The organism is Paraburkholderia sp. BGA-UO-ETr-F21, from assembly GCF_059567925.1.
In genome coordinates this window covers 829,974-850,658 of the sequence record NZ_JCAQOY010000040.1, presented here as the reverse complement: position 1 = coordinate 850,658, position 20,685 = coordinate 829,974, and the positions used below count along the sequence as shown (strand labels likewise).

The window sequence follows — 20,685 nt, the reverse complement described above, 5'->3', positions numbered from 1 at the left end:
ATAAATACGGCTTGCGAACCTGAAAGGTGCTGCGAACCTTGCTTCGCATGCGATTCCCGGCGGCCCGGGTCTCTTTTACCCGTTAAGGCAAGCGATAAGGTAATTGATGCCGAATTCGTATTTAGCCGTTCATCTCCCGGCTAATAGCCGCGATCTGTCCGGTTATTGACTGGATTGAAACGATGCGAAACAAATTCCGAATCTTTCATGCTGCTTCAGTGCATGTTAGGGCGAAACAATTCGTTACAGCCCTGATATTTTAAGGACCGTAATTTTCGGGACAAGCAACGCGGTTTGGGAAGCAAACTTATGCATCAATCCCCGGAGGGCATGTTGAAATTCGCCGTGATGACTACCAGCAGCAGCCTGTTCAATCTGATTTGCCAATGCTTTCGCGACGATACGATCGAATGCTGCCGCTTCCTCGATGACGTCGCGCTCTCACGGGCGATCTATCGGGAGGACTATCACGCCATTCTTGTGGACGCGGCAACGGGAATCGACGCGACGCGCGCGGTCTTCGCACGGCGAGCCTGCTATGGCGACCGCCGCGCGCCGTTGATCGTGATCGGCGCGTTTGCCGATCGCGACAGCATCGAGCGCGCTTTCGAAGTCGGCGCCGACGACGTCGTGCTCTCACCGATCGACCAGGGAGAGCTCGAAGTACGCACCTACCAGGCATTGCGCCGCTTTCAGTCGCCGCCACCGTTGCAATCCGAAGATCGGGCCGAACTCGGCCCTTACCGGCTGGACCGGCGTACCGGCACGGTGCTGGTGGACGAACGCGAAATCCGCCTGACGGTTCGTGAGTTCGCCATCGCCTGGCTGCTGTTCTCGCGCGCGGGTGAATATGTGAGCCGCCGGCAGATTGCCGGTGCGATCTGGAGCAGTACGGAAGATATCGTCGGACGCACGCTCGAACAGCACATCTACAAACTGCGCAAGAAGCTGGGGCTGAACGGCGCGTCAGGCGTTCAGCTACGCACGATGTATGCACACGGATATCGCGTCGAGTTGTGCGACGGCAAGCAGGATGCCGATGCCATCATGCCGGTGATCAGCGAGGCCGAGCGGGCCGTCAATGCGATCGAGGCGATCACAGAAGTCGTCGATATCGCTCGCGACGAAGGGAACAGACAAGGCATCCGGCAAACCGCGCGCGTTTCCCGAACGCTCGATGTCCACGAAAAAGACAGTGAAGCCGCTCGCAGCGCGCAACCATGGGCTCAGTATGCCGCCATGTGGCACAGCGGCACCGCGCATATCGTGAACCCGGTTGTGGGCATCGGCACGCGCGGTGCCGAATCGTCGGTAAGCGAGGCTTCGTCGGCCTTGACGTCGTTCCCGATTCCCGCCGCGCTGCTGGGCAGCAACGGGCGGCGGGGCTAATGCACGGGCAAAGGGACGCACACCACCGCTGAGGAAAGCGGGTGTGCCAATCGCAAGTGGGGGCACTTACGACGTCGAACTTGACGCCGCACGTGCCCCCGCGTTCAGCAGCGGCCTTCCGATTACAGATCCAGCACTCGCGGCGACAACAGAAAGACGCGTTCCATATGCGAGCGCTCATCGTTGTTGTAGCGGAACAGTGCGCCGATCAGCGGAATCTTCGATAAGCCCGGCACGCCGGTCACGCCGTTCGAGTTGTTGTCCACGCTATAGCCGGCGATCAACAGGCTCTCGCCCTGGCCGACAAAGGCCTGCGTATTGATCTCGCTGCTGGTGATGACCGGAATGTTGTCGACCTGCTGGCCGGTGAGCTGACCGTCTTCGATATGCACTTCGAGCTTGATGCGCATCTGGCCGTCCTCCTGCACGACCATCGGCAGCACACGCAGCGAGACGCCGGTCGACACGCTGTACAGATCCGCCGACGTATAACCGGACACACGCACGAAGAACTTGGTCTTGTTGTCCATTACGGCTTCGACGTTGTCGAGCGTGGCGACCTTCGGCGACGCATCGATCTTTGCCTTCGAGGTGGTCTGCAACGCGTTGACGCGCGCCATCAGATAACGCCCCGCATCGCCGAGCACGGCGGTAATCGAGGCGCCGACCGGTGTCGCTGAGACCACCGTGGTGCCGTCGGCGAGTGTCGTGGTGCCGAAGTTCGGGTTGATCGAGCCGTTCGCGTAGCTGTTCTGCTGATACGTTCCGGTACCGGTCTGGAAGTCGAGATGACTGTTATGCGCGCGCCAGTCCACGCCGATTTGCGCGAGCACGTCGTCGTCGATTTCTATGATGTGCGCTTCGATCTCGATCAGCTTGGGTCGCGTGTCGAGCTGATCGATCAGCGAAGCGTACTGGTCGATGCGCTGCGGCGTATCGCGGATCAGCACCGAGTTGGTTGTCGGATCGGGCTGCATGATCGGCAAGGTCAGATCGCCGCCGCTCGGTGGGCTCGTCTGCGAAGCGCCAGGCGCATTCGCGTAGCCGACGTTGCCGGTGCTGCCGTAGTTGGACGGCTGCGCATTACCGACCAGCCCGCCGAGCGCCCCACCCTGGCCGTCGGCCATATTGGGCGGCAACGGCGGGTTCAGCTGGCCGCCGCCGCTATTGCCTCCGCCCACGTCGTTCATGGCCGGCACGCGCTGCATGTTCGGCGCTACCGAGGTCTGCGACTGACCGCCGCCCTTCTCCTGCCTGGCGTGATACATGTTCGACAGCACGGTGGCCACACCCGGCACGGTGATCGTGTTGCCGTCGATCTGCACCTTGTGATCGGCGGCCCATGCGTGCTTGAGCTTGAACACGCGAATCACCGAGCCGCTGCGGCGGCTCGCATTGTCGTCGAGGCGTTTTGCGATCTCGCTCACCATCTGCACATACTGCGGCGGACCGTTGACGATCGCCGTGCCCGCGCTCTCGTCGTATACGACCGGGAAGCGCGCGTCGTCGACACTCATGGTATGCAACGCTGCTCGCAGATCGGAAGCGGATGCGTGATCGAGCTTGATCACCTGGTGCGTGACGTCGTTGGCGCTGCTGATCGACAGCACGCTGCCGTCATAGAACCAGACGAAACCGAACGTCGACGCCAGCGTGTCGAGAAAGCGCTGCGGCGACATGTCGAAGCGGCCCGTCACCGCGCCCTGAACATTGCCCGCGATCGACGCGGCCACGCCCTGGCTCGCGGTGAAATCGCGCAGCACGTCTTTGAGATCCTTGCCTTCGACGGCGATATGCACCGTCGTACCGCGCCACCGCACGGGCGCCGCACTGGCGGGTTGCAGCGTGCTCAACGTGAGGGACGCCGCGAGCCACGCGGCGCAGAACAGCGTCTTCGATTTCATGGAGTCGACTGTGTGAGGGTGATGGAAAAAGCCGCGAGCGCCGCAGCGCAACCGGAGCAGCAACCCGTGCCGCAAGCACGGCGGCGCTATCGCTCGAGCGTCTCGGACGGCGCTTCATGAAACTGCTTGCGATAACCGTTGACGAGCGTCGAGCGGTTTTGCACGCCCCATTTACTCGCGGCGCCCAACACGCCGCGATCGCTCGAATACGACCGGTCGGTGAGTTCCGCGCGAATCCGCTCCATGCGTTGACGCCGGATCAGTTCGGTCGGCGACAGGCCGAGGAAATTCTTGAACGCGCTTTGCAACGCGCGCTCGGTCACGCCGATCTCTGCCGCTACTTCGCGGACCGACAGATCACGCCGGTCGAGGTTGTCGAGCACGTAGCTGTACGCGCGGCGATACTTGGCAGGCAGACGCGCGCCGACATCGTCGAGCTGGGGCGAGGCCTTCGCGCCGCGCTGCAGGAACGGCGCGCGCGTTTGCGAATCTTCGCGCAGGCATTGCATGGCCACGAGCGCATAGCGGCTATAGAGTTGCAGCGACTCCTGCGCGCGGCCTTCGGCCTGGCGCGTTTTGGCGCTGCAGTAGAGATATTCGAGCTGACGGTGGCCGGTGGTGCCGTTGCGGCCGATCTGATGCAGCGGTTCGAGAATCGAGCAGGCCAGATGAGGCGCCGCGCCCGCCAGCGTCGCCAGCGCGATTTCAAGGCGCAGCGTGCGCTGATAGTCGCCGATTCCCTGCTCGCGCGACCAGTGCAGATGCTGCTGCAATGCGCCGATCGCGTCACGATCCGCGCAGGCGGCCAGACGCAGTTGCTGCAGGTAGTCGATGCGCGCGCGCAGCAGCGGCGAGCGCACGCCGAACACCGCGCGCGCGAGACTGTCCACGCTTGCATCGGCGCCCCGGCCCGGCCGTGGCACGCGTTCGCTCGACAAGCCCGATTGCCAGTAGACATGATCGCGCAACGCCGTCGCGTTGCGCACTTCCATCTGCACGGCGAGGTCGAAGCGCAGCGTGCCGAGCAATGCATGCCAATGACCCGCTGCATCGCCGAGATCGCGCTCCACCCGTTCGACGAGATCGTCGATGGCGTCGGCGGCTTCACTCGTGCGGCCCAGTTCGTAGAGCACGCAGACAATGCCGAAGTGCGCTTCCACGGCGCGCGCCGGTTCGATGCCGGGCTCATCGGCCACACGTGAAAAGCACGCCAGCGCAGTGCCGAGACGATGCCGGAAAAACGCCTGCCAGGCGGCGTTGCGGCACGACGCGGTACGAATGGCATGCTTGGACGAGCGACTCAGCTTTTGCGAACGACGGTAGTTCTCCTCGGCCTCGACTTCGATGCCGAGCATCAGTTGCATGTCGGCGTGCAGTTGCAGCGCATGCGGGGCGAATTCGGCGTGACCCGCTTCGTCGGCCCAGCGACTCGCGAGCTGACTCGCGGCGTTCAGCTTGCCGTCGAGCAACGTCTCGAGAAAACGGCTGGACAATGCCGGGTGAGCAGACGGTGCGGGCGTCGCGAGCGCGGATACCACGGGGAAGTAAAGCATCGAGAACATGGACGACTCCTCTGAGTGCGGGAACGCGTCGCAGGCGACATGCGCGATGCGTCGAGTGGAGTCAATGTAGCGAGCCGCCTGAAGCGAAGTTTCAATTAATCTGATATTTGCGGCGCATTTGAGAAGGTTTGAGTTTTGCATCGATGCGGCCGCGCAGCCGCGTTTCGCCACGCATTCTCAACGCAAGCTCAAGGCTTGCCTGACGGCGTCGCAAGGTTCGGCGTGCTCGATGCATTCGGTGCGTTCGGTGCGTTCGGTGCGTTCGGTGCGTTCGGTGCGTTCGGTGCGTTCGGTGTCGCCGAAGGAGCCGGCGTTTTCGTCATTTCGTTCAGTACGCGAAACTGCGCTTCGAGACCGCGCAAGGTCACCTGATCGCGCACCTGGTCGACAAAGATGCCGACGAATAGCGCCAGCATCAACACCGTCACCGCGCCCTTGACCGGCTGACTGAGTGTCATCAGATCGAGCTTCGAGGCGGACTTCGCGGCAAAGCCGAAGGCGAAATCGACCAGCAGCAGAATGAACATCATCGGCGCGGCGAGCTTGGCAATGGTTTGCATCAGCGTGTCGGTCTGCGTGAGCACGAACGATTCGAGTATGTTCGATACGTTCGGCCCCGCCGACACGATCGGCCACCAGTGATACGACTCGTACAGCGTGCCGAGCAGAAAGGTCATGCCGCCGAGCGCCCAGAACGCGACGGCGGCGATCTGTCCGAGCAGCGTGGCGGTCGGCGTCGATTGCTCCTGACGGGTGGGATTGGTGATCTGCACGTTGTTATAGCCGGTCAGGTCGTCGATATAGGTGCCCGCGCCCTCCGCGACCCAGAACACGACCGAGGCCGCAAAGCCGATCACGAGTCCGATCAGCGCTTCACGCAACCCCACTTCCAGCAGCATGACGCCGTGCAGCGATTGCATGAACGCGACGGGCTGACCGTAAGCGACATAGGCGCTGAACAGCACCACCACGGCATTGCGCACCACGCCTTGCAGCAAACCGTCCGCGGTAGGCGGGAAGATGAACATCACGATGAACAGGCGCAGCGAGCACACGCCGATCAACGTGATGTAGCCGACGAGCAGCGTGCCGAGTTGCGGCAGCGCGGAAAAGATGTCGTTCATGGGTGCGCTCCGCGCGCCTGAAAACGTCGCGCCAGCGCGGTTTCTTCAGCCTCCTCGTCGCTCGCGTCGCTGGCGGCATTGTCCTGAACGCGGCGAATGTCGCGAATCCGCTCGCCGCATAAATCGATGCGCCCTTGATTCAGCGCGATGTCACGTTGCGTCTGCGCGATCGCGGTGCTATTGGTCTTTACCGCGGCTTCGGCCTGCGCGAGTTCCGTTTCGAGTAGGCGCAACCGGTCGCTCACCACGCCGATATACAAACGGCAGTTGTTCAGATCGTCGAGCGAGAACGGCTCGCTGCCCGTCATCATGCCGTCCATGCGATGCTGGTAGAACTGCAGCACGCCAGCCTCGTGCGCGTGTTGCTCGGCCTTGGCATCACGCGCGGCTTCGAGTTGAAGTTGCACCTTGCGCTGCGCCGCGAGCGTCGCGCGCAAGGTTTCGTCAAGACGCCGGCGCCGCGTGCACGATCGCTCGAGCGCGACGATGCGCCGCTGCTGCATGCCCATCGATCCTGCGGCCATCAGCCGAGCCCGCTCAGTTCGTACAGCAGCGCTTCGGTATCGCCCGGCGCGGCGTAGTCGCCGGTGCGCTGCGACAGAAACGCCCTGATCGCATCGGCCTTGCCGATGGCTTCGTCGGCGAGCGGATTGGAGCCGGGCTGATACTCGCCGATCTGCAACAGCATCTCCACCTCGCGATGCTTCGCCATCAGTTCGCGAATCCGTGCCGCGGCCTGCACGTAGGCGTCCGGCACGACCTGCGGCATGACGCGCGACAAACTGCCGAGCACGTCGATCGCGGGGTACTGGTTCTTCGCCGCGATCTCGCGCGACAGAATCATGTGGCCGTCGAGAATGCCGCGCACTTCTTCGGCGATCGGGTCGCTGCCGCTGTCGTCTTCGGCGAGCACCGTGTAGAGCGCGGTGATCGAGCCGGTCTCGCCCATCCCCGCGCGTTCCAGCAAGCGCGGCAATTCGGCGAAGATGGACGGCGGGAAGCCGCGTCTTGCGGGCGGCTCGCCGGCCGCAAGACCGATCTCGCGGCCGGCGCGCGCGAAGCGCGTCAGCGAATCCATCATCAGCAGCACGCGCTGACCGCGGTCACGAAAGTACTCGGCAATCGCGGTCGCGACGTAGGCTGCTTTGGCGCGCTCCATCGACGAACGATCCGAGGTCGCGCATACCACGACCGAGCGCGCCATGCCCTCGGGTCCGAGAATCAGCTCGACGAACTCGCGCACTTCGCGACCGCGCTCGCCGATCAGCGCGATCACGTTGATGTCGCACGAAGCGCCGCGCGCGAACATGCCGAGCAAGGTACTCTTGCCCACGCCGGCCGGCGCAAAAATGCCCATACGCTGGCCCTCGGCGAGCGTCATCATCGCGTCGACGGCGCGCACGCCGGTCGGCAACGGCGCCTCGATCATGCGGCGGCTCATCGGATCGGGGGGCGCCGCGAAAATCGGCCGCAGCGTGTCGGAATGAATCGGGGGGCCGCCATCCACGGGTTCGCCGAGACTGTCGATCACGCGGCCGAGCAACATGTCGCCGACTTTCACGGCGAGCGAGCGGCCGAGACCGATTACCTGAGTCGAGCGCGAAATGTTTTCGAGGCGCGAGAACGGCGAGAGCAGCGCGACTTCGCGTGTGAAGCCGATCACCTCGGCATGCTGAAGCAACGTTCCGTTCGGCGCGCGCAATTCGCACAACTCGCCGAGCGACAGATCGAGACCGGCCACCTTGATCAGCGTGCCGATCACTTCCAGTACTTTACCGGTGCGCGTCACGCCCGGAACAGCAAGAATCTCGCGTTCGATCTCGTCGGTAAGCCGGTCGAAATCGATCGTCCGGGTGAGCCACGGCGTGCTCATGCGGCTTCCCCGTCAGCGAGACTGTCGTAGTCGTCGGCGTCGTTATCCGCATCGCCGCGCGCCCGCTCTTCGCCCTGCGCATCGGCTTCTTCGACCGAGCGTTTCAGCGCACGCGACACGGCGCTGCGCATGGCGCGCAATTGCGTATCGAGGCTCGCGTCGACGGTGCCGAAGTCGGACTCGCACACGCAACTGCCGGGCTCGAGCCGCTTGTCCGCCATCACCGAAAGCGGTATGGGCTGACCGAGATCGCGCCAGCGCGAGGCAAGCCGGTCGAAGGTGGCCTTGGCCTCGGCATAGTCGTCGGGGTGGACCGCGACACGCAGGTAGGTCGCGCCTTCCACGATGCGGTCGACGGTGGCGAGCGCCCGCTCGAACAATGCCTCGTGCCGCTCCACGCGCACGATCTGCTCGACCGCCGACGCGACGATCTGCGCGAGCCGCTCGCGCATGCGGATCTGCAACTGGCTCTGCGCGTCCGCGACGTCGGCGAGACGCTGCATCCAGTCGGCGAGCGCGCGGTCGCAGCCGTCGCGATAGCCCTGCTCGCTGGCGGTGTCGTATTCGCGCTGCGCCTGTTCGGCGATGGCCGCGGCCCGCGCATGCCCCGCGTCGACGATGCTCGCCGCCTCCTCGCGCGCGCTCGCAAGCAGCGCATCGCGATCGGCGGCGAGCGCCGCATACGCCGCATCGATCGAGACCAGTTCGCCGAAGGCCGCACGAGGAATCACGTCGGCGGCCGCGCCGACCCGGGCTGACGAACCGTAGGCGTCGATATCGCCCAGGGCGGAGCGCGCGTGCTTCAACCAAATAGCCATGCAAACTCCGGTAGCAGATCGGATAGACGCGCGAATAGCCTGGCTGAGCCGGGCGCGTCGAGCTCGTCGGGCACGCACGCAAGCCACGCCGGCGAGAGCAGCGCGCGCGGCAACGCGAGCCTCAGCAAGGGAAACGCCACACGCGTGCTGTCGTTCGCACTGCCTGCACCGTTTGCCGCGTTGACCCGGCCCAGGTCACGCACGAGCAACGCACAGCCTTCCGCCGCCAGCGTGCCGGCATCCAGTGCCGTCAACGGCGGCATCGCCGCCCGCGCGGCCAATCGGGCGATATCGGGCGCATCGGCGAGATGGGCGTCCTGAGCGAGGCGGTCGATGCCCACACCCGTCCATTCCGAGAGTTGCGATCGCGTGCGCTTGTCGATCAAACGGCGCACCTCGGCGCGCCGGAACGACAATGCGCGCATGCGCAGGACCTGGAGTGCGTGACCGACCGGCAGCACGTCGAGCAGCACCGCATTGGGCTGAGCCGTGCCCGCAGGCGAGGGCTTCAGCGCGGCATGAGTCAGCGAGGCGAACTTAGGCGGCCGGACTCCGGCGGCATCGGCAAGGGCATGGGAACAGGCTTCGACGGCTGCTGCGCCGGCACGCTCGAGCGCGCCCTGCCAGTGTTGCAACTGCACCGCATTGGCGCCGAGCAAGGCGGCGCTCCAGGACGGATCGGCCCAGCGCGCCACGCTCGCAAGGTTGCGGCGATAGCAGTCGAGCGCCGCGGCCACCCGCATGAAAGGCAAATCGGTCGGGGCGTTCATCGCAGCCGCTTCGCCGGATCAGTTCGCGGGGCGCAGACGGCGCAAACGCGCGAGCAATCCAGCCATGCGGCCGCTCGCGGGCTCGCCCGTTGCATGGCCCCCCGTCGCAGCACCGCCCGTTTTGCCGCCCGTTTCGCCGCCCGTCTTACCGCCGGGCCGCCCCGCCAGTACGCCACGGCGCGCGAGCACCAGCAGCGCGGTCGCGACGAGCACGACCACGCCGGCGAGCACACCCATCAACCACGCCGGCATGCCATTGCTCTGCGGCAGTTGCGAGTATTCGACCGGGTCCGCCGCGACCGCCGTCACGCTGACCTGATCGTAGGTGAGCCCTTCCACGCTATGCATGACGAGCGTCTTGATCTGCGGCACCAACGCGCCAATGTCCGAGTCGCGCCGATATTTGATGAACACCGCCGCCGACGAAGGCTTGATGGTCTGCGCCAGCGGGTCGTTGTTCGGCAACACGATCTGCACGCGTGCGACCAGCACGCCGTCGATCTTCGACAAGGTCGACGACAGCTCCTGCGAGGTGCCGTAGATAAAGCGCACGCGCTCCTCGGTCGGCGTCGAGACCAGACCGTCTTTCTTGAACAGCGCGCCGAGATCGTCGAACTTGTTGTGTGGCAGACCGCGCGCGCGCAGCACTTCCATCGCACGCACCATCTGCGCGTCGTCGACGTCGAGCGACCAGGTCTTGCCCGCATCCGACGTATCTTTCGACGCATCCACGCCGCGCTCCAGCAGCGCGACCACCATCTCGTTGACGTCCTGCTCGGACAGGTTGCCGTACAGCTCTTTCTTGCAGCCGCTCAGCAGCACGCATAACGCGAGCACGCAGACGAACGGTGTGGCGCGGCGGCGAATCGGCAGGCGGTCGAACATGGTGGCGGCGTCTCGCATCGAGTGCTCAGGGTTCGTGCAGGCGCTGCGCCACCGGCGGGGTGGCGTGCGCAGGTGCGCTACTGGTTCTTCATCAGCGTTTCGATCGCCGACTTCGACGAATCCACCACGCCCATCTTCGCTTCCAGGTCGAGTTGCGTGCTGGCGAGTTCGAGCGTCATGCGGATCGTGCCGGCGCTCATCTCGTTCATGGTCATGGTCGGCGCCTGCTGGGCGAGTTGCAGCGCATCGTTGACGGTGTGCTGCAACTCGGCGTCCTGCGACGCCACCAGCTTCGAGGCGACCGCGGTGCCGTCCTGCTGCGGCGTGGCGGGCGCGCTCATCGGCGCCTTCTGCATCAGCGACTGGAACTTGTCGGCCAGTTCGGGCGTGGTCTGCGCGGCCGGCGCGGCGCCCGCGCCTTGCGACATCTGCTCGAGCGAGGCCTGCAAGGCGGTCGTGGTGGCATTGACAGTCATGTGCGGCTCCGGAAACAGGTGGAAAAACCAGTCGCGGCTTGGCGGCGAAAATCAGGCGCGCAGGAAGGACTGGTGCGCGTAATCGGCAGTGACCGGCGCGGGCGAGACCGGCGCGGACTGAGCGCCCGGCTGGACTTCGGACTCGACATGCCCGGTCGTTTGCGCGTCGAACTCCGCCAGCGCCTCCACGGATTTCGGCGTGACGAACTGGCCGCCGGCGCGCTTCACCTTCATTGCGTTAAGCAGGTCTTCGCGCGCTTCGAGCGCGCGAACCAGCGATTGCGTGTCGCGTGTCGGATTGTTTTCCATGGCTTCGGTCGCGCATTGCTTCCAGTCGGGGTCGCCCTTCGCGGAGAGACAGAACGCGAGCAGCGCCTTGGCGTAGCCGAAGCGCGGCGCGTTCTCGCCGACCTGGCGCAGCACGTGGATAGCGTCGTCCCAGTGGCCGCGCACCATATGCAAAATGCCGTCGAGCGTGTCGATCTCGGCAACCCGCGGACGCAGCACACGCAGCGCGTCGAGCACGAGTTCGATGTCGTACGGGTCGGCCGACACCTTCGGGAAATTGCTGAGCAACGCGGTCGACACGGTTTCGATCAGGCCGCCGACGACATCGGGGCTGCAGTTCAGATATTCCGGCGTGCTGACGGTCATGGCGAGGGGCTCCTGACAGAAGCGTTGAGGTCGACCGGGCCGTTCGCAGCCGGTCGGAAGGGATGACGCAAACATAGCAACCGGCACGCGGCGGCAAGCCGCTGGATGCGAAGTGAGCGCATGCGATGCGAAGCCGGACGCCCGCTTCGTAATGCGCGCGCCCGCTTCGCTTCGACGGGCTCGCGCGAAGACAGCGGGCGCTATCGTCAGGCGGAATAAGCGGCGCCTGCCTCGCGCTCGATGCGTGAACCCGCCGCCTGCCCCGCCCGCCCACGCCCTTCCTCCCATTGCGCCCGAGCCGACATGAGCGACGAAAAGACCGAAGAGCCAACCCAGAAAAAGCTGCGGGACGCGCGTAAGGACGGTCAGGTGTCCCGCAGCAGCGACTTGACCGATTCGATCTCGATGTCGGCGGTCGTGTTGTTGCTGATGGCCGGCGCGAGCCACTTCAGCGATGCGATGCGCGAAGCGGTGCTGATCGCCACGGGCTTCGTGAACGGCGATCATTCTCTGACCAATCTGCAGACGCAGTTCTACAGGATCGGCGGCCTCGCGCTGTCGGCGATCGTGCCGTGCATCTGCATTGCGGCGCTCGCCGCGATCGCCGATTCGATCGGCCAGGTCGGCATGCAGATCGCCACCAAACCGATCACGCCCGATCCGAAGGCCGTCAGCCCGATGGCGGGCCTCAAGCGGATTTTCTCGGTTCGCACGCTGATCGAGTGCGCGAAGATGATCGTCAAGGCGGTGATCGTGTTCTGCGTGATGTGGCAAACCATCAAGTGGCTTTTTCCACTGATCGTCGGCTCGCTGTATCAACCCCTGCCGGAACTCGCGCGCATGTTCTGGGACCTGCTGATCAAGCTCTTCATGGTTGCCGCGGCCGTATTCGTGCTGGTCGGCGCCGCCGACGTCAAGCTGCAAAGCTTCATGTTCCTCAAGAAGATGAAGATGTCGAAAGACGAGGTCAAACGCGAGCACAAGAACCAGGAAGGCGATCCGCGCATCAAGGGCGAACGGCGGCGCCTCGCGCGCGAAATGCTGAATGCGCCGCCGCAATCGAAAGTCGGCATGGCCAACATGATGGTGGTCAATCCCACTCACTATTCGGTGGCCGTGCGCTACGCGCCCGACGAACATCCGCTGCCGCGCGTGATCGCCAAAGGCATGGACGAGCACGCCGCCGAGTTGCGCCGTGCGGCTCGCGACGCGGGCGTGCCGATCATCGGCAATCCGCCTGTTGCGCGGGCGCTCTACAAGGTCGGCGTCGATCAGCCGATTCCCGAGGAATTGTTCGAGACGGTCGCGGCGATTCTGCGCTGGGTCGATGCGATCGGCGCGCGCCGCGCGTCGGGCGAGCCGGCCGTTGACGCCGCAGCGCCTGCCGATCCCTCCCCCACGCACCTGCCCGGTCCGCCGCCCGCCCTCCACTGACGAGACCCACCATGCTGAAGACGCTGAAACTTCCTGCCGGCGGTGAAATCGGCATCGTGGCGCTGATCGTCGCGATCATTTCGCTGATGATCCTGCCCCTGCCGCCGACGCTGATCGACATTCTGCTCGGCGTGAACATCACGATCAGCGTGACCTTGCTGATGGTGACCATGTATGTGCCGGACGTGGTGTCGCTCTCGGCATTTCCTTCGCTGCTGCTGTTCACCACGCTGTACCGGCTGTCGCTGAACATCGCGTCGACCAAGTCGATTTTGTTGCATGCGGAGGCCGGCCATATCATCGAGAGCTTCGGCGAACTGGTGGTGGGCGGCAATCTGGTGGTCGGGCTGGTGGTATTCGTCATCATCACCACCGTGCAGTTCATCGTGATCGCGAAGGGTTCGGAGCGGGTCGCCGAAGTCGGCGCGCGCTTCACGCTCGACGCGCTGCCGGGCAAGCAGATGAGTATCGACGCCGACCTGCGCGCCAATCTGCTGACCGCGGAAGAAGCGCGCCGCAAACGCGCGACGCTCGCCGTCGAAAGCCAGTTGCACGGCGGCATGGACGGGGCGATGAAGTTCGTCAAAGGCGATGCGATCGCCGGATTGATCATCACGATGATCAATATCGTCGCGGGGATCGCGGTAGGTGTGGCCTATCACAACATGAGCGCGGGCGAAGCGGCGAATCGCTTTTCGATTCTCTCGGTCGGCGACGCGATGGTGTCGCAGATTCCGTCACTGTTGTTGTCGGTGGCGGCCGGCGTGATGATCACGCGCGTCGCGGATGAACGGCAGCTCAAGCCCGGTTCGCTCGGCGACGAGATCGGCCGCCAGCTCGGTTCCAGTTCACGCGCGCTGTATTTCGCCGCCGTACTGCTGCTGGGCTTTGCCGCGGTGCCCGGCTTTCCCGCCGCGCTCTTCCTGCTGCTCGCCGGCACACTCGCCTTCACCGCATGGCGCCTGAACGCAAAGAAGCCGCAGCAGCAGAACCACGAACGCGAATCGCTGCACGCCATGCAACGCTCGGGTTCGAAGATCGACGTGCCCGCGATTCTCGCGCGCGCACCGCAGTTCACCTGCCCGCTCGGCGTTCGCATCGCGCCGGACCTGGTCGCCCGGCTGACCATGCCGGCACTCGACAAGTCGTTCGAAACCGAACGCGCGCGCTTGCAGGAAGAACTCGGCCTGCCGTTTCCAGGCATCACCATGTGGACCTATGCCGCGCTGCCGCCCTCCACCTGCCAGATCCTCGTGCACGATGTGCCGCAACTCACGCTCGAACTCCCCGCCGGCAAAGTGATGTTGCCCGAAGCCAGCCTGCTCGCGCATTCGGCCGCACCCGTCACGCTCACGAGCGAAGAAAGCCGGGCCATGGACGCGCTCATCGCTCAAAGCGAACCGGGACCGCCGCTCGACACGAGCGGCACGCCGACGCGCTGGCTCGAAGAGCGCGCGGTGCCGCCCAAAACACCGGTATGGCGCGCGGAACAGGCCCTCGCGCATGCGTCGGTGGCACTGATGCGGCGCCACGCGCCGCTCTTTCTCGGCATTCAGGAAGTGCAGTGGATTCTCGATCAGCTGGCGGGCGACTATCCGGGCCTCGTTGCCGAAGTGCAGAAGGTACTGCCGCCGCAACGGATCGCCGACGTGCTGCGCCGCCTGCTCGAAGAGCAGATCTCGATCCGCAATGTCCGCACGATCATGGAAAGTCTGATCGCGTGGGGACCGAAAGAGAAGGACATGCTGATGCTCACAGAATACGTGCGCGGCGATCTCTCGCGCTTTCTCGCGCATCGTGCCGCGAGCGGCGCGCGAACCTTGTCGGCGGTGCTGTTCGACATGCCGGTGGAGCAGCATATCCGTCAGTCGATCAAGCAGACGCCGACCGGCAATTTCCTCGCCTTGCCGCCCGACGAAGCCACCTTGCTGATCGACAAGATCCAGTCCTTCGTCGGCGCCGCGCCGCGCGAAGGGGTGGCGCTGGTGACGTCGATGGATATCCGCCGTTACGTGCGGCGCATGATCGAGGCGCGGCTCGGCTGGCTCGCGGTGTATTCGTATCAGGAACTCGGCGAGCACGTCGAATTACGGCCGCTCGGCCGCGTGTCGATCTGAGGCCGTCGCAATGACGCATATCGTTTCGCGCCACGTGCGCGTGATTCCCGGCGAGGCGGACAGTGAGACACCCGATGAAACCGACGCATCCATGGGATCGCGTCGGCTGGGTGGACGGGGTTTCGACTATGCGTCGCTGCTCGGACGGCGGCGTGCATTGCAGCGGCTCACCGGCAATGCGAATACCGATGCGCATGCCGGCTCGCAAGGCGGTGACGACGATGCCCTGGAAGTCGTCGCGCAGGCGACTGCTCCGCCCGCACCGCGCCCGTTCGCGCACAGCGGCGGCGCTGCGGGCGCGGACGCTTCCGCGAACGTCGCCTGCGGCGCTCACGCGGATTCTTCAGGCGCGGCTGGCATGCCCTCGCCCGAGCGTCTGGCGATCGGCGCGCGCGTCACCGATGCCGCGGCGCCGGTCGTGACCGCCGTCTACCGGCAGCAGCAGCGCTTCGTGCATCTGCTCGGCTCGCTTGCGCGGGAGATCGGCGCGTTCTGCGGCGATCCTTCGATTGCCGAAGCCGGCAACTGGGAAGTGCAGTTGCCGCTCGATCAGACACTGCTGCCGCAGACCACGCTGTATCTGACGCTTTCGCGTTTCAGTCTGCAGCTTCGGTTCGACACGCCGGATACGGCGACGAGGCAACTACTCTTGGAACACAGCGCACTGCTCGAACGAGAACTCGACACGTTGCTGCGCGCGTGGGGTGAAGCCCGCGAAATCGAACTCACGGTCTGGTGACAGATTCCCTACGCATGGCCTATCCGCTCGACGAGCCGACAACCGAAGACGAAACCGCGACCGATCCGCATGCCGCGCGTGCGCGGCGAGCGGACATGGCACGTATTGCGGGCGACGTGGGGGTTGCCGGAGCGCCGGTTGCATCGGTTGCATCGGTTGCATCGGTCGCTTTTGTGGCGCCGGTCGCTTCGGTCGCACCCATCGCATCTGTCGCGCCAGTCGCGCCAATCGCGCCGCTGCGTTTGCCTGCGGTCACGCCCGCCGCCGCTCGCGTGACACGCACGCTCTGCGATGCGCGCGTCACAGGATATCTGCATGCGGCGCTCGGCGTCACCGAATGGCAAGCGGCCTTGGTCGATACACACAGCGTCGATGCGGCTTATGCGGACCCCGGCGTCATCGAACTGACGTTCGCGCCTCAGAACGCCATATCCGCCGTCGCCGTGCGCGTGGCCCTCGACCTGCACGCCTATCCGGCGCTCGCCATCGCCGCGTGGCCGGACAGCGACGCACATGCAGAGAAGCCGCCCACCGACGTCGCGTTGCGCCACGCGGTCGCCGGCGTCGTGCTGGAACCGCTGTTCGAGCGATTGATCCGCGTGGGCTTCAAGGATCCACGCGTCATAGCGGTTCGCCGTGGCCGCCTGAGCGACGCGATTTCGACGCGCAGGCCAACGGGCGAGGCTTCGGACGTTTCGCCTGTCGTGGCGCTTTCATTCGCACTCGATGAACGCCGCCATCGGATCGCGCTCAGCGCCGATCCCGCGTGCTACGACCTGCTCGACCGGCTATTGCGTGCCGAACCCACTGCTTTGGCGCCATCCGCCGTGGTGCCCGCCGCGGATGTTTCGGGCGCGTCATGCACATCGGTCGAAACCTCCGCATCCTTCGCTCAGGCAACCCGAACCGCCTTCGACCTCGCCGTCCCCGGCTGCCTGATTCTCGGGCTCAAGCGCTTGCCCGTCGACACGCTGAACGCGCTGGAACCGGGCGACGTGCTGCTGCGCGCCACCTTCCCTTCGCTCGATGCAACGCTGCTCGATGCCTCGAACGACTTATCTGCTTCCCGTGCGCGGCCGCGTGCCGTCGCCGCGTGGGGAACCCCTGGGCTCACCCGTTTGTGTGCCGCTGTGGAAATCGACGGGCCGTCGCTCGTCATCGTCAAGGAGCCGAACATGTCAGAAGAGCTGGACCCGGCGAGCGCCGACGCCGGGCTCGCCATCGACGACCCCGCCGATCCCATCCGGATCGGCGAACTCGAGCTGCCGGTGCAGTTCGAGATCGACACGGTGGCGCTACCGCTCGCCCAATTGTCGACGCTCGGCCCCGGCTATGTGCTCGAGCTGCCCGTGCCCGTGGCGGACGCCCAGTTGCGGCTCGTCGCGCACGGACAGACCATCGGCTATGGCGAGCTGGTGACGGTCGGCGAGCATCTCGGTATCCGCATCATTCGCATGGCGCACAGGCATGGTCCAATTCAGTGATATCACCGGGCTGCTGCTGGTCGTCGTCGCGATCAGCCTGCTGCCCTTCGTTGCCATGGTCGTCACGTCTTACGCGAAGATCGTCGTGGTGCTGGGGCTGTTGCGCAATGCGCTCGGCGTGCAGCAAGTGCCGCCGAACATGGTGCTCAACGGCATTGCGATCCTGGTCTCCATCTACGTGATGGCACCGATCGGCATGCTCGCCGAAAAATCGCTCGAAGGCCAGCAGCTCGCGGCGCAACCTTCGCAAGCGCTGATCCAGGCGTTCGGCGCGGCACGCGAGCCGTTCCGCGCGTTCCTCGTCAAGCACACGAACGAGCGCGAAAAACGCTTCTTCCTGCGCTCCGCTTCCGTAGTGTGGCCGAAGGACGAAGCCGCGCAGATCAAGGAAGACGATCTGATCGTGCTCGCGCCCGCCTTCACGCTGACGGAAATGACCGACGCGTTCAAGATCGGCTTTCTGTTGTACATCGCGTTTATCGTCATCGATCTGATCATTGCCAACGTGCTGCTCGCGATGGGCCTCAATCAGGTCACGCCAACCAACGTCGCGATTCCATTCAAGCTGCTGCTGTTCGTCGTGATGGACGGCTGGTCGACGTTGATCCACGGTCTCGTGATGTCCTACAGGTAGCGCAGTTTCCGAAGTCACGCATCAGGTCAATCAGCCGGAAAACCCGCAGGAAAACTCACATGGAAATCGATTCGCTGATCCGCTTCACCACCGAGGGCATGCTGCTGTGCCTGACCGTTTCGCTGCCGGCGGTGATCGTCGCGGCGGTGGTCGGGCTAGGCGTGTCGTTCCTGCAGGCGATCACGTCGATGCAGGACCAGACGCTGTCGCACGCGGTCAAGCTGATCGCGGTGACGGTGGCGATCGTGGTCGCCGCACCGCTGTCGTGCGCGGCGATTCTGCATTTCGCCAACGAAATGATGCAGGCGGCCGTGCCGCTGTAAAGCGGCGCACTGCCTGACCCACCCGCGAGGCGATCGACATGAGCCGCATCTCTCATCAAGGCAGCGAGACGGCCGCGGCCCAGGCGCAGCACGTCGCCCAGGCGCAGCAGAAAGCCGCCAACACGCAAGGTGCGCGCAACGGTGCGCAGTTCGCGGCGCTGTATCGCGGCACCACCAATTTCACTTATGGCAGCGACGCCCAGCGTGGTCCGTCGGTGAGCTCGGTCCGCGCAAAGAGAATGGCGGATCAGCTGGCGCGCAAGCGGCGCGCCGCGAAGAAGCAGCGCGGCAACAGCGCCGCGCTCGACGACGACGGCCCGGACGACGCCGAAGCGCATCATGCCGAGGGCCAGAAGGTCAACCGCGACGGCGGCGGACGTGGCGGCGGCGGAAATCACTCACAAGGCGATCACGGCGACGAGCATGATGTCGGCGCGGCGCCGGCGATCAAGGCGCGCGGCGATCGCGGCGCAGTGCCGCCTCCGCCGCCCGGCCGCCTCGACGCGATCGCTGCGCAGTACGCGCAGCCGGGCCAGGAAATCGCGCGCGCCGCGGCGGTGCGCGACGCATGGCGCACCGATATGTTGAACCTGCGCGAGCAGTTGGCCGGCAATCCACAGATACCGCTAGACGCGCGCGTGCTGGAACAGGCGATCGACCTGCTTGGCGTGCAGCAGAGAATCGGCAGCATTGCGGCGTCACCGCCGGGGGCCGGGTGCGGTGTGGCCGCGTTGCGTGAGCGCGCCGGCGGCCCGGTATCCGAGGGTGCTCGCCAGAGTGTTACCCGACTGCCGGCGCCGGAACGGGTGCAGCGTTTCAACCTGCTGTTTCCGTTGTTATGGCTGCATGCCGACAAACCGTCCAATGCGCCGCAACTCGCCCGCTCGATCGACACGTTATGCGCGCTGCGGGGTGGCGCGCTCGGTCGGTCGGCGGGGCCAGGCACGGCGCAGACGCCTGGAACCTCCCCGGGTGCGCTCGATTCCGGCACGGCACAGCCGTATTCGACCTCGACCTCGCCATCGTCACCACCAGCCGCGCGCCGCGCCTTTCCCGGCGGCAGCCGCTAGGCGTTTTGCGGTGCGGCTTCGCATCCCATGCGGCGCCTTCGCATCCGCTGCGGGACATGCCATGACGGGCAGCTACATTAAGGTCGATCGGGCCGCTTGCGCCGTGCGCCGCGCGCGACCCGGCGGTCCACCCACCCACCTTGTGCGAGCACGATGAAACTGCTGCGGATACTGACGGGCGTTCACGCGGGAGCGCATTTGCAGCTCACGCCGGGCACGCACCGTGTCGGCGCCGACGACGACGCCGACATCCGCCTCACCGACTGGCGGGGCGCGGATGCGCTGCTGCACGTCGACGCGAGCGGCGTGGTCAGCGCGCAGCGCGTGGCCTTGGCGCAGGCGCCGGGCACGGCGGACGCGCAGCCGGCCGGCGCCGAAGAAGTGGTGCTGCTGGTGGACTTCGTGCCGATGCAATTCGACGACATGATCCTGTGCGTCGGGGCGGACGATGCCGTGTGGCCGTCCGATCTCGATCTGCTGTCGATGCTGCTGACCCGCCCAGCCGAAGCGCGCTTCGCGGCCGAGCGCAAAAAACGCCGCCGTTATGTGGGCGCCGTGGTGGCGTGCTTCGTGCTCGGCATCGTGATCATCGCCGGTTCGCTGCTGACCACCACGCAGATGAGCCGCGCCGCCCTGCCGCGCAATGCCGACGACCGCGCGCAGCGCGTCAGCGAGGCATTGGCCGCGGCCCATGTGAGCGGTTTGCAGGCGCACGCCGTCGGCAGCACCGTGGTGGTGACCGGCATGGTCACGAGCCCCGCGGACGACGACGCCGTACGCAACCTGCTCGCGCGCATTTCGACGACGGGCATCTCGCGCAATTACGACGTCGCGCAGAACGACGCGCGCAGCATCGAGGATTCGCTCGGCGTTGCCGGCGCTCACGTTCGCTATCTCGGCGACGGCAACTTCGCGGTGACCGGCGCCGTCAGCAGCCGCGCCGATCTCGACGCCGCGCTGGCGCGCGTGCGCGCGGATCTCGACGCAAACGTGAAGAACGTGGTGGTCGAGGCCGCCGAGAACGCTAACGTCGCCGCGGGCAATACGACCCCAGCGTCGTACTCCGAAATGATTTCCTCCGACGACGTCCGGTACGCGCAGACGCCGGACGGCGTCAAGCATATCTACGCGGTCGATCCGCCGGCATCGGAAAGCGATGCGGCGAACGCGGCTTCGGCTACGGGGGGCGCAAGCGGCGCGGCGCTTGCCAATGGCAATGGCAATGGCAACGGCAATACAGACGCGAACGGCAACCCGCAAGCCGCGCATGCGGCGGCCGCGGCGACCCCATCGCATCGAATCAGCCCGGCCAACCCCTCGGTCGTCGACAACGACACCGTCACCCGCAGCGCGGCCGGCGTCGTGCCGCTACCCGACCCCGCCACGCTGCCACCTGCGCAGCCGCGCGGTCCGTCCAGCTGACTCAACA

General features: G+C 65.5%; 19 protein-coding genes. 9 read left to right on the top strand and 10 right to left on the bottom strand.

Going from position 1 to position 20,685, the window contains the following annotated elements; all coding sequences use genetic code 11:
- Window positions 1-330 precede the first annotated feature (330 nt).
- Window positions 331-1,389 (top strand): response regulator transcription factor, encoded by a 1,059-nt coding sequence (locus tag AC57B1_RS36280; RefSeq protein WP_496420094.1) that lies wholly within the window; start codon window positions 331-333, stop codon window positions 1,387-1,389.
- Between the two features lie 122 nt (window positions 1,390-1,511).
- Here the strand turns inward: AC57B1_RS36280 and sctC are convergent, their stop codons facing one another.
- The 10 genes from sctC to AC57B1_RS36230 form a co-directional block, all read right to left on the bottom strand.
- On the bottom strand, window positions 1,512-3,293 hold the full coding sequence (sctC, locus tag AC57B1_RS36275; RefSeq protein ID WP_091792711.1) for a type III secretion system outer membrane ring subunit SctC: 1,782 nt from the start codon (window positions 3,291-3,293) through the stop codon (window positions 1,512-1,514).
- Between the two features lie 86 nt (window positions 3,294-3,379).
- The gene (locus AC57B1_RS36270) at window positions 3,380-4,855 is read right to left on the bottom strand and encodes a helix-turn-helix transcriptional regulator (RefSeq protein ID WP_408347314.1); all 1,476 of its coding nucleotides are present in this window, start codon (window positions 4,853-4,855) and stop codon (window positions 3,380-3,382) included.
- A gap of 188 nt (window positions 4,856-5,043) precedes the next feature.
- Window positions 5,044-5,979 (bottom strand): type III secretion system export apparatus subunit SctT, encoded by a 936-nt coding sequence (gene sctT, locus AC57B1_RS36265; RefSeq protein ID WP_496420093.1) that lies wholly within the window; start codon window positions 5,977-5,979, stop codon window positions 5,044-5,046.
- Window positions 5,976-6,482, bottom strand: a complete 507-nt coding sequence (locus tag AC57B1_RS36260) for a type III secretion protein HrpB7 (RefSeq protein WP_496420092.1) — start codon at window positions 6,480-6,482, stop codon at window positions 5,976-5,978. Before AC57B1_RS36260 ends, sctT begins: the two co-directional genes overlap by 4 nt.
- A 20-nt stretch (window positions 6,483-6,502) precedes the next feature.
- A complete protein-coding gene (sctN, locus tag AC57B1_RS36255) occupies window positions 6,503-7,852 on the bottom strand; it encodes a type III secretion system ATPase SctN (RefSeq protein ID WP_408347305.1) in 1,350 nt (449 codons plus the stop codon).
- Entirely contained in the window at window positions 7,849-8,670 is an 822-nt protein-coding gene (sctL, locus tag AC57B1_RS36250) for a type III secretion system stator protein SctL (RefSeq protein ID WP_496420091.1), read from the bottom strand. The genes sctN and sctL overlap by 4 nt, the downstream gene beginning before the upstream one ends.
- Window positions 8,655-9,440, bottom strand: a complete 786-nt coding sequence (locus AC57B1_RS36245; protein ID WP_496420090.1) for a type III secretion protein HrpB4 — start codon at window positions 9,438-9,440, stop codon at window positions 8,655-8,657. The genes sctL and AC57B1_RS36245 overlap by 16 nt, the downstream gene beginning before the upstream one ends.
- An 18-nt stretch (window positions 9,441-9,458) precedes the next feature.
- Entirely contained in the window at window positions 9,459-10,325 is an 867-nt protein-coding gene (sctJ, locus tag AC57B1_RS36240; RefSeq protein WP_408347822.1) for a type III secretion system inner membrane ring lipoprotein SctJ, read from the bottom strand.
- A 77-nt stretch (window positions 10,326-10,402) separates the two neighbouring features.
- Window positions 10,403-10,801 (bottom strand): type III secretion protein HrpB2, encoded by a 399-nt coding sequence (locus tag AC57B1_RS36235; protein WP_115778165.1) that lies wholly within the window; start codon window positions 10,799-10,801, stop codon window positions 10,403-10,405.
- A 51-nt stretch (window positions 10,802-10,852) separates the two neighbouring features.
- Window positions 10,853-11,455, bottom strand: a complete 603-nt coding sequence (locus AC57B1_RS36230; protein WP_496420089.1) for an HrpB1 family type III secretion system apparatus protein — start codon at window positions 11,453-11,455, stop codon at window positions 10,853-10,855.
- Between the two features lie 303 nt (window positions 11,456-11,758).
- On the opposite strand from AC57B1_RS36230, the gene sctU reads away from it, so the two are divergent.
- The 8 genes from sctU to AC57B1_RS36190 all read left to right on the top strand — a co-directional run bounded on the left by sctU (window position 11,759) and on the right by AC57B1_RS36190 (window position 20,678).
- Window positions 11,759-12,889 carry a type III secretion system export apparatus subunit SctU gene (gene sctU / locus AC57B1_RS36225; protein ID WP_496420088.1) on the top strand — a complete coding sequence of 377 codons (1,131 nt, stop codon included), beginning with the start codon at window positions 11,759-11,761 and terminating at the stop codon, window positions 12,887-12,889.
- Between the two features lie 11 nt (window positions 12,890-12,900).
- Entirely contained in the window at window positions 12,901-15,006 is a 2,106-nt protein-coding gene (gene sctV / locus AC57B1_RS36220) for a type III secretion system export apparatus subunit SctV (protein ID WP_408300467.1), read from the top strand.
- A gap of 10 nt (window positions 15,007-15,016) precedes the next feature.
- On the top strand, window positions 15,017-15,745 hold the full coding sequence (gene sctP, locus AC57B1_RS36215; protein WP_496420087.1) for a type III secretion system protein SctP: 729 nt from the start codon (window positions 15,017-15,019) through the stop codon (window positions 15,743-15,745).
- On the top strand, window positions 15,742-17,229 hold the full coding sequence (sctQ, locus tag AC57B1_RS36210) for a type III secretion system cytoplasmic ring protein SctQ (RefSeq protein WP_496420086.1): 1,488 nt from the start codon (window positions 15,742-15,744) through the stop codon (window positions 17,227-17,229). The genes sctP and sctQ overlap by 4 nt, the downstream gene beginning before the upstream one ends.
- Window positions 17,213-17,863: a type III secretion system export apparatus subunit SctR gene (sctR, locus tag AC57B1_RS36205; RefSeq protein ID WP_091792698.1), complete on the top strand. Its 651-nt coding sequence runs from the start codon at window positions 17,213-17,215 to the stop codon at window positions 17,861-17,863. The genes sctQ and sctR overlap by 17 nt, the downstream gene beginning before the upstream one ends.
- Before the next feature lie 59 nt (window positions 17,864-17,922).
- On the top strand, window positions 17,923-18,186 hold the full coding sequence (gene sctS, locus AC57B1_RS36200) for a type III secretion system export apparatus subunit SctS (RefSeq protein WP_091792697.1): 264 nt from the start codon (window positions 17,923-17,925) through the stop codon (window positions 18,184-18,186).
- A gap of 38 nt (window positions 18,187-18,224) precedes the next feature.
- Complete coding sequence (locus tag AC57B1_RS36195) at window positions 18,225-19,256, top strand: hypothetical protein (protein ID WP_496420085.1); 1,032 nt, start codon at window positions 18,225-18,227, stop codon at window positions 19,254-19,256.
- A gap of 153 nt (window positions 19,257-19,409) precedes the next feature.
- On the top strand, window positions 19,410-20,678 hold the full coding sequence (locus AC57B1_RS36190) for a type III secretion protein (RefSeq protein ID WP_408347280.1): 1,269 nt from the start codon (window positions 19,410-19,412) through the stop codon (window positions 20,676-20,678).
- The last annotated feature ends 7 nt before the right edge of the window (window positions 20,679-20,685 follow it).

What these genes read in the sequence shown, in the direction of transcription:
- sctJ (WP_408347822.1), bottom strand. Translation starts at nt 10,325, where the DNA reads ATGTTCGACCGCCTGCCGATTCGCCGCCGCGCCACACCGTTCGTCTGC.
- AC57B1_RS36190 (WP_408347280.1), top strand. Translation starts at nt 19,410, where the DNA reads ATGAAACTGCTGCGGATACTGACGGGCGTTCACGCGGGAGCGCATTTG.
- AC57B1_RS36270 (WP_408347314.1), bottom strand. Translation starts at nt 4,855, where the DNA reads ATGTTCTCGATGCTTTACTTCCCCGTGGTATCCGCGCTCGCGACGCCC.
- AC57B1_RS36245 (WP_496420090.1), bottom strand. Translation starts at nt 9,440, where the DNA reads ATGAACGCCCCGACCGATTTGCCTTTCATGCGGGTGGCCGCGGCGCTC.
- AC57B1_RS36280 (WP_496420094.1), top strand. Translation starts at nt 331, where the DNA reads ATGTTGAAATTCGCCGTGATGACTACCAGCAGCAGCCTGTTCAATCTG.
- sctT (WP_496420093.1), bottom strand. Translation starts at nt 5,979, where the DNA reads ATGAACGACATCTTTTCCGCGCTGCCGCAACTCGGCACGCTGCTCGTC.
- sctC (WP_091792711.1), bottom strand. Translation starts at nt 3,293, where the DNA reads ATGAAATCGAAGACGCTGTTCTGCGCCGCGTGGCTCGCGGCGTCCCTC.
- sctR (WP_091792698.1), top strand. Translation starts at nt 17,213, where the DNA reads ATGGTCCAATTCAGTGATATCACCGGGCTGCTGCTGGTCGTCGTCGCG.
- AC57B1_RS36260 (WP_496420092.1), bottom strand. Translation starts at nt 6,482, where the DNA reads ATGCAGCAGCGGCGCATCGTCGCGCTCGAGCGATCGTGCACGCGGCGC.
- sctP (WP_496420087.1), top strand. Translation starts at nt 15,017, where the DNA reads ATGACGCATATCGTTTCGCGCCACGTGCGCGTGATTCCCGGCGAGGCG.
- sctN (WP_408347305.1), bottom strand. Translation starts at nt 7,852, where the DNA reads ATGAGCACGCCGTGGCTCACCCGGACGATCGATTTCGACCGGCTTACC.
- sctU (WP_496420088.1), top strand. Translation starts at nt 11,759, where the DNA reads ATGAGCGACGAAAAGACCGAAGAGCCAACCCAGAAAAAGCTGCGGGAC.
- AC57B1_RS36230 (WP_496420089.1), bottom strand. Translation starts at nt 11,455, where the DNA reads ATGACCGTCAGCACGCCGGAATATCTGAACTGCAGCCCCGATGTCGTC.
- AC57B1_RS36195 (WP_496420085.1), top strand. Translation starts at nt 18,225, where the DNA reads ATGAGCCGCATCTCTCATCAAGGCAGCGAGACGGCCGCGGCCCAGGCG.
- AC57B1_RS36235 (WP_115778165.1), bottom strand. Translation starts at nt 10,801, where the DNA reads ATGACTGTCAATGCCACCACGACCGCCTTGCAGGCCTCGCTCGAGCAG.
- sctS (WP_091792697.1), top strand. Translation starts at nt 17,923, where the DNA reads ATGGAAATCGATTCGCTGATCCGCTTCACCACCGAGGGCATGCTGCTG.
- sctV (WP_408300467.1), top strand. Translation starts at nt 12,901, where the DNA reads ATGCTGAAGACGCTGAAACTTCCTGCCGGCGGTGAAATCGGCATCGTG.
- sctL (WP_496420091.1), bottom strand. Translation starts at nt 8,670, where the DNA reads ATGGCTATTTGGTTGAAGCACGCGCGCTCCGCCCTGGGCGATATCGAC.